13 protein-coding genes are annotated in these 13,918 nt (G+C 70.8%); 6 read left to right on the top strand and 7 right to left on the bottom strand.

Features of this window, described 5'->3' with window-relative positions; translation table 11 throughout:
• Positions 1 to 97: 97 nt before the first annotated feature.
• Together ACZ4IF_RS27715 and ACZ4IF_RS27710 are read left to right on the top strand one after the other, a co-directional pair.
• Positions 98 to 835, top strand: coding sequence for a DUF4142 domain-containing protein (locus ACZ4IF_RS27715; protein WP_359495434.1), 738 nt, complete (start codon positions 98 to 100; stop codon positions 833 to 835).
• 190 nt (positions 836 to 1,025) lie between these two features.
• Complete coding sequence (locus ACZ4IF_RS27710) at positions 1,026 to 1,859, top strand: nucleotidyltransferase domain-containing protein (protein WP_467567536.1); 834 nt, start codon at positions 1,026 to 1,028, stop codon at positions 1,857 to 1,859.
• A 136-nt stretch (positions 1,860 to 1,995) separates the two neighbouring features.
• Here ACZ4IF_RS27710 and ACZ4IF_RS27705 read toward each other — a convergent pair whose 3' ends face one another.
• The gene (locus tag ACZ4IF_RS27705; protein WP_467567534.1) at positions 1,996 to 2,430 is read right to left on the bottom strand and encodes a phage tail protein; all 435 of its coding nucleotides are present in this window, start codon (positions 2,428 to 2,430) and stop codon (positions 1,996 to 1,998) included.
• Positions 2,431 to 2,928: 498 nt separating this feature from the next.
• On the opposite strand from ACZ4IF_RS27705, the gene ACZ4IF_RS27700 reads away from it, so the two are divergent.
• Positions 2,929 to 4,332 (top strand): matrixin family metalloprotease, encoded by a 1,404-nt coding sequence (locus ACZ4IF_RS27700; protein ID WP_467567532.1) that lies wholly within the window; start codon positions 2,929 to 2,931, stop codon positions 4,330 to 4,332.
• Between the two features lie 79 nt (positions 4,333 to 4,411).
• Here ACZ4IF_RS27700 and ACZ4IF_RS27695 read toward each other — a convergent pair whose 3' ends face one another.
• From ACZ4IF_RS27695 to ACZ4IF_RS27675, 5 genes are all read right to left on the bottom strand, one after another.
• The gene (locus ACZ4IF_RS27695; protein WP_467567773.1) at positions 4,412 to 4,714 is read right to left on the bottom strand and encodes a hypothetical protein; all 303 of its coding nucleotides are present in this window, start codon (positions 4,712 to 4,714) and stop codon (positions 4,412 to 4,414) included.
• Positions 4,715 to 5,468: 754 nt separating this feature from the next.
• Entirely contained in the window at positions 5,469 to 5,909 is a 441-nt protein-coding gene (locus ACZ4IF_RS27690; protein WP_467567530.1) for an OsmC family protein, read from the bottom strand.
• Between the two features lie 208 nt (positions 5,910 to 6,117).
• Positions 6,118 to 7,344, bottom strand: a complete 1,227-nt coding sequence (locus ACZ4IF_RS27685) for a phospholipase D-like domain-containing protein (protein ID WP_467567771.1) — start codon at positions 7,342 to 7,344, stop codon at positions 6,118 to 6,120.
• Between the two features lie 104 nt (positions 7,345 to 7,448).
• Positions 7,449 to 7,622 carry a hypothetical protein gene (locus tag ACZ4IF_RS27680; RefSeq protein ID WP_199791355.1) on the bottom strand — a complete coding sequence of 58 codons (174 nt, stop codon included), beginning with the start codon at positions 7,620 to 7,622 and terminating at the stop codon, positions 7,449 to 7,451.
• Between the two features lie 153 nt (positions 7,623 to 7,775).
• On the bottom strand, positions 7,776 to 8,207 hold the full coding sequence (locus ACZ4IF_RS27675) for a MarR family winged helix-turn-helix transcriptional regulator (RefSeq protein WP_467567528.1): 432 nt from the start codon (positions 8,205 to 8,207) through the stop codon (positions 7,776 to 7,778).
• A gap of 98 nt (positions 8,208 to 8,305) precedes the next feature.
• Here ACZ4IF_RS27675 and ACZ4IF_RS27670 point away from each other — a divergent pair, with 98 nt between their 5' ends.
• The 3 genes from ACZ4IF_RS27670 (at position 8,306) to ACZ4IF_RS27660 (ending at position 11,052) form a co-directional block, all read left to right on the top strand.
• On the top strand, positions 8,306 to 9,160 hold the full coding sequence (locus tag ACZ4IF_RS27670; protein ID WP_467567526.1) for an alpha/beta fold hydrolase: 855 nt from the start codon (positions 8,306 to 8,308) through the stop codon (positions 9,158 to 9,160).
• 581 nt (positions 9,161 to 9,741) lie between these two features.
• Positions 9,742 to 10,617: a glyoxalase III HchA gene (hchA, locus tag ACZ4IF_RS27665; RefSeq protein WP_467567524.1), complete on the top strand. Its 876-nt coding sequence runs from the start codon at positions 9,742 to 9,744 to the stop codon at positions 10,615 to 10,617.
• Positions 10,618 to 10,908: 291 nt separating this feature from the next.
• Positions 10,909 to 11,052, top strand: a complete 144-nt coding sequence (locus ACZ4IF_RS27660; protein ID WP_467567522.1) for a hypothetical protein — start codon at positions 10,909 to 10,911, stop codon at positions 11,050 to 11,052.
• A 95-nt stretch (positions 11,053 to 11,147) separates the two neighbouring features.
• Here ACZ4IF_RS27660 and ACZ4IF_RS27655 read toward each other — a convergent pair whose 3' ends face one another.
• Positions 11,148 to 13,748 (bottom strand): SpoIIE family protein phosphatase, encoded by a 2,601-nt coding sequence (locus tag ACZ4IF_RS27655; protein ID WP_467567520.1) that lies wholly within the window; start codon positions 13,746 to 13,748, stop codon positions 11,148 to 11,150.
• Between the last annotated feature and the right edge of the window lie 170 nt (positions 13,749 to 13,918).

Genomic DNA, 13,918 nt, shown 5'->3' with positions numbered 1-13,918 from the left:
ACCCCATGACGGGTGCAAGTTTTACCCGACGTGATGATCAGGGCGGCCGATGCGTCCGTATCTCCTGGCATACGAGTCGCTCACGCCTGGAGGCCCCGTGCCCTTGCCCCGCAAAGCCGGAACCGTGTTCATCGTCGGTGCGCTGGGTCTTACCGTCTCGGCACTTGCCTATCCCGCCATGCTGGGGGTGCAGAACACGACGACCTCGCAGACCCGGGTCATCGCCAACACCCGCTACGGCCCGCTCACCGAGGCCGACCGCGACTTCGTCGTCAAGGTGCGCTCGGCCGGCCTCTGGGAGTACCCCCTCGGGGAGATCGCCCTGAAGAAGGGCTCGACACCGGAGATGAGGGAAGCGGGCAAGCATCTCATCGTGGGCCATGCGGGACTCGACGCCCTGTGCCGCAAGATCGCACCCGAACTGAACATCACTCTGCCCAACCAGGCGACGCCTCAGCAGCAACAGTTCGTGCAGACCTCGGCGGCCCAGTCGGGCAAGCAGTTCGACACCACGGCCGCCAACATCATGCGTGTCACCCACGGTCAGATCTTCCCGGCCATCGCCAAGATCCGTGCCAGTACGCAGAACAGCCTGGTGCGCGAGCTCGCCGACCTGGCCAACGACACGGTCCTCGACCACATCACCGTGCTCGAGAAGACCGGCATGGTCAACTTCGACCAGGTCAACTTCCAGCAGTCCTCGCCGCCGAAGCTGCCCGCCAGCCAGGTCACGCCGCCCCCGCCGCCGCCCGGCTCGCCCGTCGTCGTCCTCACCCCCCGGCCCGACCTGAACGTCAACACGCGCTCCCCGGCGCCCAGCCCGACGGTCCGGTGACGCGGCGGCCACACCCGTAGCCGAGTGCCTCTCGCCCATCGAGTCGCCAGTGACGCGCAGGGGTCCTGCGGCACCCGGCGCCGCAGGACGGGTCCGTCCACGGATCCGCGTGTCCCTGCGCGGACGCGTGCGGAGGAGGGCGCCGGGAATCCGGTCGCAGCCGGTGCCGCGATTCGGCACACTCCGGGGTGTGGAACGTCTGCAGGAGATCGCCGACCGGCTGGCCGGCGTCGGAGGTGTCGTCGGCGTGGCCCTGGGTGGCAGCCGGGCGAGGGGGACGCACCACCCCGACTCCGACTACGACCTCGGCCTCTACTACCGGCCGCCCCTGGACACCGGGGCCCTGCGCCGCCTCGCGTCCGAGCTGACCGGCGAGGCGGTCGACGTGACCGAGCCGGGCGGCTGGGGGCCGTGGGTGGACGGCGGAGCATGGCTGACCGTGGACGGCCACCGTGTCGACTGGATCTACCGTGACCTGGACCGGGTGCACAAGATCTGGGACCTGTGTCGGCAGGGGCAGGTCGAGGTGGGCACTCAGCCCGGTCATCCGCTGGGCTTCTACTCCCACGCCTACGTCGGCGAGTTGGCCCTCGGCCGCGTCCTCGTGGACCCCGCCGGCGAACTGCGCGCCCTGCAGGGCGAGACCAGCCGCTACCCGGAGGCGCTGCGCGCGGCGCTGATCGCCCCCGCGGTATGGGAGGCGCCGTTCATCCTGGAGAACGCCCGCAAGGGAGCGGCCCGCGGCGACGTCTTCCACGTCGCGGGATGTCTCTTCCGCGCGGTCGGAGTGCTCGTGCACGCCCTGCACGCGCACGCGGGCCGCTGGGTGCTCAACGAGAAGGGCGCGGTCCGGGCCGCGGGCGAACTCCCGGCCGCCCCCGCGGACTTCACGGAGCGTGCCCACAGGCTGTTCGCCGCCCTGGGCACGGACACGGACACGCTCTCCGCGACGCTCGACGCGGCCGAGGCGCTGGCCGCCGAGGTGGCCGACCGCACGTCCGGAGGCCCGCGCCCTCCGACGTGATGCAGAGGGCGGCCCCCCGCGGGGACGAGGGAGACACCGGAGCAAGCGGGGGAGTCCGGGTCCGTACCGACGGCCGGCCGTCGGGTCCGTGACCGACCGGTCGGCGTGAGTGTCGAGTCGCAGTGACCGGCCGGCGCTACTCCACGCTGGCCTGCTCGAACGCGATCGTCACCTGTTCCATCGCCGGGCCGCCACCCGACTGGAACGACGGAGTGGTCCACTGCGCAGCCCAGGCGTTGGACAATTTGATGCGTCGGACGGGGTTCCTGTCGGCGTCCAGCTCGACGAGCGTGACGTCCTGCCGCGCCGATCCGAGAGACTGGTCGACGAGGGTCTTGTCGACCCAGTCGGTGAACGCCGGGCTCTTGTCCGAACCCCGGACGACGGTCACTTCGCCGTGGGGCGGACCGGGCTGCTCGCGCGCCACGCCGAGCCCCGCCGGTGTCGCGCACCTGCCCGCCACGACGTCCTGGTCGAAGTCCGCACCCGTCACGTGCTGCACCGTCTCCACTGGGAACCGGCCCAGTTCGATGACGAATCTGTGGTCCGTCGGCAGATCTCCGAGGTTCATCGCGACTTCCTTCCACGACCGTTGTGGCAACTGATAGTAGTCTTCGCGCGCCGCTGTGTGACGGTTCGGTGGGCCGGCGGCGCGGTCGGAGCCGTCCCTCGGTCGCCCGTCCGGCCGTGGACACACCCCTGGATGCGCCGGCAGGCGTGCGCCTCGGACCGCTGGGGGAGGCCGTGTCAGAGGCTGTGGCCTGCACGCCTGCGTCACCGTCAGGTGAACGCGCGCCGCCAGACTGCGTATCCAGGACACACTCGGCCTCGTCGCCCCAACTCCCTTTTCCGCAGGTCGCCGTGCCCGCCCGGCTCACCAGCCGCGTCGGCCCCAAGCGGAGGGGCGCCTTGCTCACGGCCGCCATGGACGGCGTCCCCGGCCGGGCGGAACATCCCAGCACCCACGGGCTGACGAGCACCGGCCTCACCGCTCGAGCCTCCCCAACACCGGCCGGCCTCGCTGTCCGCCGGCTTCCGGGCCTTTGCCCGGACCGTCCCGAGGAGTGCTGTGACCGCACGGAGTGGACCAGACCCGAACAGCTCACTCGTAGCCGCGTCCGCGAGTGACGCCGAACTCGCCGAGAACTACCTGCGTGCCTTCGGCTACCTGCCCGAGGACGTCCCGTTGCAGAGTGACAGCGGGCGTGCCGCGGTACGGGCCTCCCAGGCGATGGCGCTGCTTCCGACCACCGGAGACGTCGACGAGGCCACCCGCACGGTCTTCGAGCAGCCCCGGTGCGGCTTCCCCGACCGGCAGGGCGTCGAGGATCCCCGCAGCGGGAAGTCCCTCACGAGCGTCGCCGAGTTCGTCGCCTTCGGCACGGTGTGGGACCACGCGGTGATCACCTACCGGATCAACAACCTGAGCCCGGACTTCGACCAGGACCGGCAGCGGGCACTCATCCGTGCCGCCTGGGAGCGCTGGGCGGCCGTCGTCCCCCTCGTGTTCCAGGAGACCACCGGCGCGCCCGACATCGAGATCCGCTTCGCCCGGGGCAGTCACGGCGACGGCTCCCCGTTCGACGGTCCCGGCAACATTCTGGCCCACGCGTTCTTCCCGCCGCCCAACGGCGGAAGTCTCGCGGGGGACGCGCACTTCGACGAGGACGAGCAGTGGCAGGACGGCGTCCGTCCCGGCGGCTTCGACCTGTTCAACGTCGCCGTCCACGAGTTCGGTCACTCGCTCGGCCTGAACCACACCTCGGTGCCGAACTCCACGATGAACCCCTTCTACCCGGTGCCGAGCACCCCCGCCGCGGACGACCGCGAGGGTGTGCGGCAGATCTACCGTCGCCACATCTGGGCCGCCTCCCTGTACCGGGACGTACTCGGCCGCCGGTTCGACGACGGAGGCCTGGACTTCTGGGTGCGCAAGCTGTTCTCCAACAGCAGCCCGGAGCAAGTGGCCCGCGGGTTCCTGTACTCGCTGGAGAACTCCGGCCGCATCGCCACCGACCTGTACTTCACCCTCCTCGACCGGGCGCCGGAGCCGGCCGGCCTCGACCACTGGCGTACGCAGCTGGCCGGCGGTCTGGGCCGGCAGTCCGCGATCGTCGCCTTCCTGGACAGCGCCGAGTACCGCGGCAAGTACCCGGCGGACGACGCCTTCATCGATTCGCTGTACCGGCGCCTGCTGCGTCGTCCGCCGGACGCGGGCGGCTACCAGTACTGGAAGGACATGATGAAGGGCGGCATGTCCCGCTACGAGGTCGCCCGTGCCTTCGTGCTGAGCGACGAGTACTGCCGCGCGTACGCCCGCGGCCTGTACCGGAACCATCTGCGCCGTGAGCCGGAGCAGGCCGGCTGGGACGGGTGGACGGGTCGTCTGAAGGCGGGACTGAACCATCAGGACGCGGAGACCGGCTTCGTCGCCTCGCCGGAGTACCAGAACGCGGTGGTCAGTTGGTGGTGACCTGACGGCCGCGGCATCGTCGAGGCCACCGGGGTGCCGCGTGCCGATGGCACGCGGCACCCGTGGGAAGCGGGTTCGATCAGGAGGCGTGCCAGGTGTAGGGGGGTGTGGTGATCTGGCTCGTCTGCGTCGTCGGCCGGTAGACGAACGCGTAGGTGACCGTGGCCCCCGACGGTACGGACACCGGCAGTTCCCAGCGGTCGTCCGCGCTGTCACGGCTGAGGAAGCGGTTCCGCGGTGAGCCGCCGTCGACGCGGTACTGGACGGTGACGAAACGGGCGGGCCCGGCTGCGCAGCGGCGCCGCCCCCGGACGCCGCGGACGGGGCACCGGCCGGCGGGTGACCTGGGCGGCTCGTCAGCGCTCCGCCGCCTGCCGGTGATCGCCGGTCATTCGAGGCCGGGCCGCTCCCGGGGCACCAGCCGGTGGCCAGGAGGCGGGACACGACGTCCGCGGGGGCGAGCTCGCCCGGGCTGGACATGGGGACGGACCAGTAGACACGAGAACCGTCCGGGCGCTTCGCGGTCACCGGAGGCACGGCGAGGCAGCGACCACGCCCGAGGTACTCCGCATCGTCGTGACGGAGCGTCGCCCACTCGCGGAGCCGGCCGACGCTGGGTCCGACCAGCACGGAGTAGAGCTGGGAGGTTCTGTCGAACACCACGGGTCCGCCCTCCAACACCCGCGCCAGGAAGGCGGACACCTCGACGGGGTCGCTCGTGCCGGCGGCGGAGTGCACCACCTCGCCCGCGACGCGGACGGCACCGAAGAGCGTGCTGCACCGCAGCAGGGCGACGCCCGACTCCTGCCACTGCGCGCGAGCGAGCCGCACGTCCTCCGCCGCGGACAGCAGCCAGTGCTCCACGGCGAGGTCTCGTTCCGCGCCGGTGGTCAGGTGCGGTTCCCGGCCGGCCCGCGCGTCGTTCACGGCGCGGGGCTCCCTCCCCGGCTCTCCCCTCACGACGAGCCAACTCCCTTGTGACCGAACCCTCCCGGACCACGGGCGGGCCTTCCTTTGGGCATCCCTGGCCAAGGAACTTCCGGACTTTCACCGGGAGCGGATGCGGCTCCTCGCGGAACCGCACCGCTTTCGGCCGTCCGACGCGGGGGAGGCCCGGTCGGGGGCAGGTCAGACGGTCAGACGTCCGTCACTGTCGTGGTGACCGGTGTGCCCGTCTCGATCGTGCGGCTGACCGTGCAGAGCCGTTCGTGGGAGGTCTTCACGGCGCGGGGCAGGATGGCGCGCGCCCGGTCGCCGGGCTCGCCGTCGGGGAACGCGACCGAGAAGGTGACGCGCAGGTCGGTCATCCGGTTGCCCAGCTCGTCAGTGATCTTGTGGCCGGTCACGGTGATGTCGAACCGGTCGGGTTCCGCGTGGCGGCTGGTGGCGACATCGACATCCGCCGCCGTGCAGCCTCCGAGCGCGGCGAGCAGCAGCTCGACCGGGGTGAATTCGGTGTCGCTCTGCCCGTCGGAGCCGGTGCCGAAGCTGATCGTGCCGCCGCGGGCGTTCGTCGCCGTGTAGTGGCCGGTGCTGGTGCGCTCGACGGCGACCGAGCGCAGGGTGTTGTCGGTCATGCCGACGACACTAATGTCGCGCAGGGCCGACCGGTGCGACCCGGGTCGGCCTCGGCGTGCGTGCGGCGGGTCGGCTTGGAGGCCGCGCCGGTGGACGGGCGTGTGGCGGGTCGGCCCGAAGGCCGTGCCGGTGGCCGGACGTGCGGCGGGTCGGCATCGAGGTCGTGCCCGGTGGCCCGGCCGAGCGCCGGTCCACCGGGGTGGTGGATCACAGGAAGCGGCGGATGGGTACGACGGCCGCCTCACGGGCCCGCTGCACGAGCGAGCGCCGTTTCCACCGGTCGGCGCGGATCAGCTCACTGGCCTCCCGGTCCTCTTCGAACTGTGCGTCGAGGGTCGCCGTGAACTCCCGGTCCAGGACGGCGAGCATGACCTCTTCGTCGTGATCGAAGGAGCGGCGGTTGAAGTTGGTCGATCCGATCAGCGCCGCGGTGCGGTCGACGGTGATGACCTTGGTGTGCATCATCGTCGGCTGGTAGTGGTAGAGCTTCACCCCGCTGTCGGTGAGGTCGGTGTAGAAGTTCTGACCGGCCAACTGGCACACCCGCTTGTCGGTGTGGGGCCCGGGCAGCACGATCTCCACCTCCACCCCGCGTCGTGCGGCGGCGCAGAGCAGTTCGACGAAGTAGGCGTCCGGTGAGAAGTAGGCGGTGGTCAGCCGGAAGCGCTCCTCCGCGGACTGGAGCATCACGCGGATCAGGGTCTGCATGTCCTGCCAGCCGAAACTGGCCGAGCCGCGCACCACCTGCACCACGGCGTCACCGTGCGGACGGTGCTCGACGAACCGGTCGCGCTCGTCGAAGAGTTCGTCGTGGCATTCGGCCCAGTTCTGCGCGAACGCGGCGGCGAGACCGTCCACCGCGGGGCCCCGCACCTCGACATGGGTGTCACGCCACTCGTTCTCGTTGCGGGCGTCACCACACCACTCCTCGGCGATCCCGACGCCGCCGGTGAAGGCCACCTGCTCGTCGACGACGAGGACCTTGCGGTGGCAGCGGTGGTTCTGCTTCAGCGGCGAGAGGTACAAGGGCTTGCGGAACCAGGAGACCTGCACTCCGGCCCGCCGCATGGCCTCCAGCAGGTCCTCGTCGATGAGCCTGCTGCCGAAGCCGTCCAGCAGCAGGCGTACCCGCAGGCCCGCCTCGGCCCGTTCCGCGAGGGCCATCGCGAACTCCCGGGCGATGTCGCCCTTCCAGTACACGAAGGTCATCATGTCCAGCGTGTGCTCGGCGGAACGGATGCGGTCGAGCATGGCCGCGAAGATCTCGTCGCCGTTGCGCAAGGGGCGCAGCGCGTTGCCCTCGGTCGCGGCGATGCCGATCAGCCGCTCCAGGCGCCGTCGTATCCGTGCGGCGCGCTCCTCGAAGTCGTCCGGGGCGGTGTGCGCGCCCGGCTCGGGAGAGGGCGTGTCCGTGCGTTCGTCCGTGTTGGTCATGGCGGTGTTGGTCATTGCCTCTCCTGGCCGGCACTCGTCGGAGGAAACGGGACGCCGACGCCGCCCGGTCCGGCACGAACCGGCGGGCGGGGCGGCGACGCCGGTCAGCGTCGGCGGCGGGAGGACCAGCCGGTGCCGACGCCGGCCAGGTGCAGCGCGAGCACCGTGAGCCCGATGAGCATGATGTTCGTCGACGTGAACGTGTCGTTCGTGGAGATGTCTGCGGCATTGATGAGGAACGAGATGAAGAACAGGACCGCCGCACCTATCGCGAGCATGGGGATCTCCGATTCGAGTGTGTGAAGAACGAGTGAAGTCCGAATGCCCCCGAGCGGCCGATCGACACAACCCAATTCGGCGGACCCTGTGACGAGTCGAGCAGCCCTGTAGAGGCCCGCGTCCGTCGGGGAAGCCGCTCGACGGAACGCGTCCTACGCGTGCCGGCTCTTCGCCGCGTCGCGCACCCCGGTCAGGAACCGGCCGACCGCGGCGACTTCGCCGTCGTCGAAGGTGCCGAGCAGGTCCAGGGTCTGTGCGATCAGCGGACCGAAGTGCCGCTCGCCCAGGGCGACGGCCTGCTCGCTGACCTGGAGGCGCACCCGACGCCGGTCGTGGGCGTCCCGCACGCGTTCCACGTGACCGGCGCGTTCCAGACGGTCGATCGCCGAGGTGGTGCCGGCCGAGTGGAGGCCGAGCCGCGCACCGAGCTCACCCGGTGTGAGAGGGGCGCCCGCACGTTCCGCGTCCAGCAGACAGATCAGAGCGCGTACGTCCGTCGTGTGGAGGCCATTGGTTCGCGCGAAATCACCCTGGAGCAGAGCCAGTTCGACGGTGACTTCGCGCAGCAGGTGCACGATTCCCATCCCGGTCCCACCCTCGCCCATACCCGTGTCCTCCCTTATTATCTCGCTGAGCGAGAATAACGCCGAACGAGGGAACCGCGTACGACGGGGGAGACCTGATGTCCGAGACGTTCTTCGACGCGTACGACGGGCTCCTGGCCCGATGGGGCCCCGGCGTCGAGCGCCTGGACGTCCCGACTCCCTACGGCACCACCCGAGTCAACTGTCTCGGCCCGCAAGGAGCCCCGCCGCTGCTCCTGCTGCCGGGCGGCGGGGACAGCGCGGCCTCCTGGTTCGCCAACGCCCCCGTGTGGGCCCGCACGCACCGTGTTCTGGCCGTCGATCTGATCGGCGACGTGGGCCGAAGCACCGTGGCGCAGGGCCGTCGGATCGGCAGCGTCGCCGACCTCAACCGCTGGCTGGACACGCTGATCGAGGAGCTCGGACTCGAACGGACCACCCTGGCGGGCCATTCCTACGGCGCCTGGATCGCACTGCACCACGCCCTCGCCTCCTCCCGCGTCGAACGCCTCGCGCTCCTCGACCCGACGAGCTGCTTCACCGGATACCGGCCCGGGTACCTGCTGCACGCGCTGCCGATGCTGCTCGCGCCGACCCCCGCGCGCGTCCGCTCCTTCCTTGACTGGGAGAGCCGTGGTGCACACTTCGATCCGGCGTGGCTGGCGCTCCAGGAGGCGGCGGCCGGGTTCGCGAAGGCCCGTCCGGTCACCGGCCCACGCCCCGACGCCGAGGCCGTACGAGACCTGCGTGCGCCCGTGCTGCTCCTGCTCGCGGGCGACAGCCGGGCGCACGACACGTCCCGAGTGGCGACCGCCGTCGCACGACTCCTGCTCCACGCCGAGCTGAGCGTCCTGTCCGGCGCCGGTCATCACGGCCTGCAACACCGGGCCGCGCACGAAATCAACGAGAAGGTGGGCGCGTTCATCGGATCCCCTCGGCGGGCTGAAGGGTGACCGAAGGGCCGTAGGCGCCCGCGTCGCCCGGGTGCGGTGTGCGCATCGGCGCGCTCCGCGGTGAGCACCCTCGCGCACTCGCGAGCCCTGCGGTTGTGCCGCACGGGCGTGCGGCGAAGACTGGTCGGCGACGGGAAATCGACCGCGGCGGATGAGCGGACGAGCGACCGGCGCACACGTTTCGCGGCTTCGGTGCTTCGAGCATGGACGGGAGACGGTGTCCATGAAGGGCGACGCAGTGCATGCCTCCGCCGTAGGTGGCGGGGCGGCGGGGCGGCGGGGCAGCGATCGCGCGGGACGTGACGAGCCGGCTGGACGGTCTGCGCGTGCGGATCCCTGGGAATGTCGGACTGCTTTTCGCGGAGGTCATGGGCGGCCGACCGCCCATGTACGCCTGACGGACCGTCAATCGGCACGTTTCCCGCGCGACGTACGGATCGTGCCGAGCCGACCTGCCGCCCGCATCCGTTGGCGATAGGCTGGCCGGGAACCCTCGAACCGCCGGCCTGCTCGTGCTCGCCCGGCCGTTCCCCGCGCGCAAGGCTTTCGAGACGTTCAGGCGGCGATGGAAGCAGGTCGCCATGTCTGCAGAAGATCTGAGCAGGGAACCCACTCCGGATGCGGCCGAGGACAACGCGTTCTTCCCTTCACCGTATTCGCTCAGCCAGTACACCTCGTCCACGACGGATTTCGACGGAGTGCAGCACAAGGGTGCCTACACCCAGGGAAAGTGGAAGGTGCTCATGATCGGGGCGGAGGAGAGATATGTCCTGCTGGAGAACGGAAAGATGTTCTCCACCGGAAATCACCCCGTCGAGATGCTCCTTCCGTTGCACCACATGATGGAGGCCGGCTTCGACGTCGACGTCGCCACGATCGCCGGATACCCGGTGAAGCTCGAACTGTGGGCCATGCCCCGGGAGGACGAAGCGGTCGTCCGTACGTACGAAGCCGTCAAGGAGAAGCTCAAGCAGCCCAAGAAGCTGTCCGACGTGGTCACCGACGACCTCGGTGACGACTCGGACTACATCGCCGTCTTCATCCCCGGCGGACACGGCGCCGTGGTCGGTCTGCCGGGCAGTGAGGCGGTGGGGGAGACGCTCAACTGGGCCCTGGACAACGACAAGTTCGTCGTCACGCTGTGCCACGGGCCGGCCGCCCTGCTGGCGGCCGCGTCGGGCAAGGACGAATCGCCGTTCAAGGGCTATTCCGTCTGCGTCTTCCCCGACGCTCTCGACGAGGGCCCGAACCTCGAGATCGGCTACCTTCCCGGTCGTCTGCGGTGGCTGGTCGCCGATCTGTTGAGCAAGCAAGGGCTGAACGTCCTGAACGACGACATGACCGGCCGGACCCACCAGGACCGCAAGCTCCTCACCGGCGACAGCCCCCTCGCCTCCCACAGGCTCGGACTGCTCGCGGCCGACGCACTGGTCGAGGCGGCCCGCGCTGCGGCCTGACGGTGTCCGGGAGCCGTACGGCCGCCTCCGTGCGGCAGTGATCCGTCACGGAGGGCCACGGGCAGGTCTACCTCGTGCTCGTCGTCGCGTTCTCGATCACCCTCGCAGGCACGCTGTTCATGCCCGAAGGCGCCGAAAGGCGCCCGGGCGCACTGGGGTCACTGATGCCGAGGGTGTCGTTGCCGCCCAGGATGCGGCCGCACATCGTGCTCACGACGCCCAGTCTCGTCGCGCTCTGGGCCGTGGGCGGGTTCTACCTCTCACTCGGGCCGTCGCTCACCGCTCGGAGCCATGCGCACGGTGGCCGCGCAGGCGGCACCGGAGGAGCGGGCCATGGCCTTCGCCGGACTGTTCCTGATCAGCCACCTCGCCTTCGGGCTGCCGGCCGTGGCCGCGGGAGTCTTCTCCACGCGCCTCGGCCGCTGGTCGGGTTGACGCCGGCCCTCGCGGCGATCGCCGGGGCCGTCTCGCCGGGCGGCCGGCCGCGCACCGACCCGTGCGGGAGCCCTCGCCCCGGCCGCTGCCGCGCCTCACGGTGAGGGGTGGCGGTCCGCGCCGAGCAACTGTTCCGCCCAGACGGTCTTGCCGTCGGGTGTGTAGCGGGTTCCCCAGCGGTCGGCGAGCTGGGCGATGAGGAACAGGCCCCGGCCGCCCTCGTCGAGCGTGGCCGCATGGCGCAGGTGCGGTGCGTTGTGGCTGGTGTCGGAGACTTCGCAGGTCAGGTAACGGTCGTACAGGAGGCGCACGGTGATCGGCGGGTCACCGTAGCGGATGGCGTTGGTGATCAGTTCGCTGAGGATGAGTTCCGCGGCGAACAGGTCGTCGCCGATGCCCCACGCGGTCATCTGCCGCACGCAGACGGCGCGGGCGGGCGCGACGGCCGCGGGGTCGTCGGTGATGTCCCACTGCGCGACACGGTCCGGTGCCAGCCTGCGGGTCTCGGCCACCAGCAGTGCGATGTCGTCGTGCTGGGGCGAGGGCAGGAGAGCGTCGAGCACATCGGTGCATGTCTGCTCACAGCTGCGGCCGGCGGCGGCGAGGACCGCGGTGAGCCGGTCCAGCCCGGTGTCGATGGACTGGTCCCGGCTCTCGACGAGGCCGTCGGTGTAGAGGACCAGCCGGGTCCCGCCGGCCAGGTCGGCGGTGTACGTCTCGAAGGGCGAATGGCCCAGTCCGAGGGGGAGGTTGGGAGGGACGGGTATCAGGTCCACCGTGCCGTCGGGATGGACCCGGGCCGGCGGCGGATGCCCCGCGCACGCCATGTGGCAACGGCCCGCGGCGGGGTCGTAGACGGCGTACAGCATGGTGGCGCCGGTGACGGGCGCGGTCTCGGAGGCCGCCGGACCGTCCTGGTCGAGACGGGTGACGAGCTCGTCCAGGTACGTGATCAGCTCGTCGGGAGGCAGGTCCAGCGCGGCGAAGTTGTGGACGGCGGTGCGCAGCCGTCCCATGGTGGCGGCGGCCTGGAGACCATGGCCGACCACATCGCCGACGACGAGGGCGACGCGTGCGCCGGGCAGCGCGATGACGTCGAACCAGTCTCCGCCCACGCCCGCCTCGGCGGGCAGATAGCGGTACGCGGCGTGCACGGCGTTCTGCTCGGGGAGTTCGGCGGGCAGCAGACTGTGCTGCAACGCGACGGCCAGGGCGTGCTCGCGGGTGTAACGGCGGGCGTTGTCGACGCACACCGCCGCCCGCGCGACCAGTTCCTCGGCGGAGCTCACGTCGTCGTGGTGGAACTCCCCGCGCCGCCAGAAGCTGGCGATGCCCAGCACGGTGCCGCGTGCTCGCATGGGCACGGCGATCAGCGACCCGAGCCCGTCTCCCAGCACGCGTTCGGCGAAGACGGGGTTCATGCCGCGCCACTCCGAGGCGGCGGTCAGATCGGGCACGAGGACGGCCTTGCCGTCGCGCAGTCCCTGTGCCTGGAGTGCGGTGGGGTCCACCGGCACCGCGGAACCGACCGGGTGCACGGCCCGCTCCTGCGCCGCGCCACGGAAGGCGGCGCGGCGCAGGATACGGGGGATGCCCGCAGGGGGTTCCTCACCTGCGACGACCGGGTCGAGCAGGTCGACGCTGACCACGTCCGCGAACCGTGGCACGGCGACCTCGGCCAGCTCCTCGGCGGTACGCGTCACGTCGAGGGTGTTCCCGATCCGGGCACTGGCGTCGTAGATCATCTCCAGTCGCTGGGACGTGGCCTCGACCCTGCCGGCCAGGGCGCGCAGTTCGGTGGCGTCCCGGAACGTGGTGACGGCTCCGGGGGGCCCGCCGTCACGGCTGGTGTGACGATGATTGACGCTCAGCAGCCGGCCGCCCGCCGGATGCACCTCGTCCACGGCTTCGAGGTCCGAGGCCAGCAGGTTCCGGATGCTGTGTTCGAGATCCAGTTCGTCGATGTGGCGGCCCTCCAACCCTTCGGGGAGGGCCAGGAGCCGTCTGGCCTCGTCATTCGCGAGGACCAGGCGCCGATCGCGGTCGGTGACGAGCACGCCCTCGCGCACCGTGTGCAGCACCGCGTCGTGGTGCTCGTACATGCGCGTCACCTCGACCGGCCCGAGGCCGCCCGTCTGCCGGCTCAGCCGCCTGCCCACCCCGCCCGCCGCGGCCGTGGCCAGGACGAAAGCCCCCGCCACCCCTGCCAGCAGGAGCGGCAGTTCGCTGTTCAACGTCGCCGAGACGGTCGTGACCTCCACACCTGCGGTGACGAGCCCCACCACCTTGCCGTCCGGCCCCCGCACGGGTACGACCGCACGCACTGCGTCCTGGGGTGCTCCGTTGAAGTGCTCCGTGTAGGACTGGCCCTGGAGCGCTCGGCCGAAGTCGCCCACCGCCCGCTGACCGATGAGGCCGGGGACGGCGTCCGTGTACCTGATCCCGTCCCTGTTCAGCACGGCGATGAAGTCGACTCCCACGGACTTCCTCATGCGCTCGGCCGCGGGCTGGAGAGCCGATGTCGGGTCCGGTGACAGCAGACCCTTCGCAGTGTCCGGCAGCTGGGCGACTGCGACGGCACTGGCCATGGACCGGTCTTCCGCGCGGTGCAGGTTCGCGGCGCGGGTCTGCAGGACCAGCGCCACCGCTCCTCCCACCACGAGCAGCGCGATGATCACGCATTCCAGTGCGAACACCTGACCTGCGACGCTGCGGTTGGTCAGCCAGCCCTCACGCCATGGCCGTGCGAGACGATCTCGTATTGCAGGCCACCCAGCATGCTTTCGTCTCATACAACCCTTCTACACCCATTGGTCGAATTTGCTCTCCGGTCCGTGTGCTGCGCACTTCGCGTCACGCGCAGCGA

It is taken from the genome of Streptomyces sp. NPDC025784 (assembly GCF_055558435.1).
The sequence above is the reverse complement of the archived record's forward strand: the minus strand, read 5'-3'. Positions and strand labels throughout refer to the sequence as shown.

Bases quoted from the DNA above. Each gene is read 5' to 3' on its own strand.
- ACZ4IF_RS27705 (WP_467567534.1), bottom strand. From the start codon at position 2,430: ATGAACCTCGGAGATCTGCCGACGGACCACAGATTCGTCATCGAACTG.
- ACZ4IF_RS27690 (WP_467567530.1), bottom strand. From the start codon at position 5,909: ATGACCGACAACACCCTGCGCTCGGTCGCCGTCGAGCGCACCAGCACC.
- ACZ4IF_RS27685 (WP_467567771.1), bottom strand. From the start codon at position 7,344: ATGACCAACACGGACGAACGCACGGACACGCCCTCTCCCGAGCCGGGC.
- ACZ4IF_RS27680 (WP_199791355.1), bottom strand. From the start codon at position 7,622: ATGCTCGCGATAGGTGCGGCGGTCCTGTTCTTCATCTCGTTCCTCATC.
- ACZ4IF_RS27675 (WP_467567528.1), bottom strand. From the start codon at position 8,207: ATGGGAATCGTGCACCTGCTGCGCGAAGTCACCGTCGAACTGGCTCTG.
- ACZ4IF_RS27670 (WP_467567526.1), top strand. From the start codon at position 8,306: ATGTCCGAGACGTTCTTCGACGCGTACGACGGGCTCCTGGCCCGATGG.
- hchA (WP_467567524.1), top strand. From the start codon at position 9,742: ATGTCTGCAGAAGATCTGAGCAGGGAACCCACTCCGGATGCGGCCGAG.
- ACZ4IF_RS27660 (WP_467567522.1), top strand. From the start codon at position 10,909: ATGCGCACGGTGGCCGCGCAGGCGGCACCGGAGGAGCGGGCCATGGCC.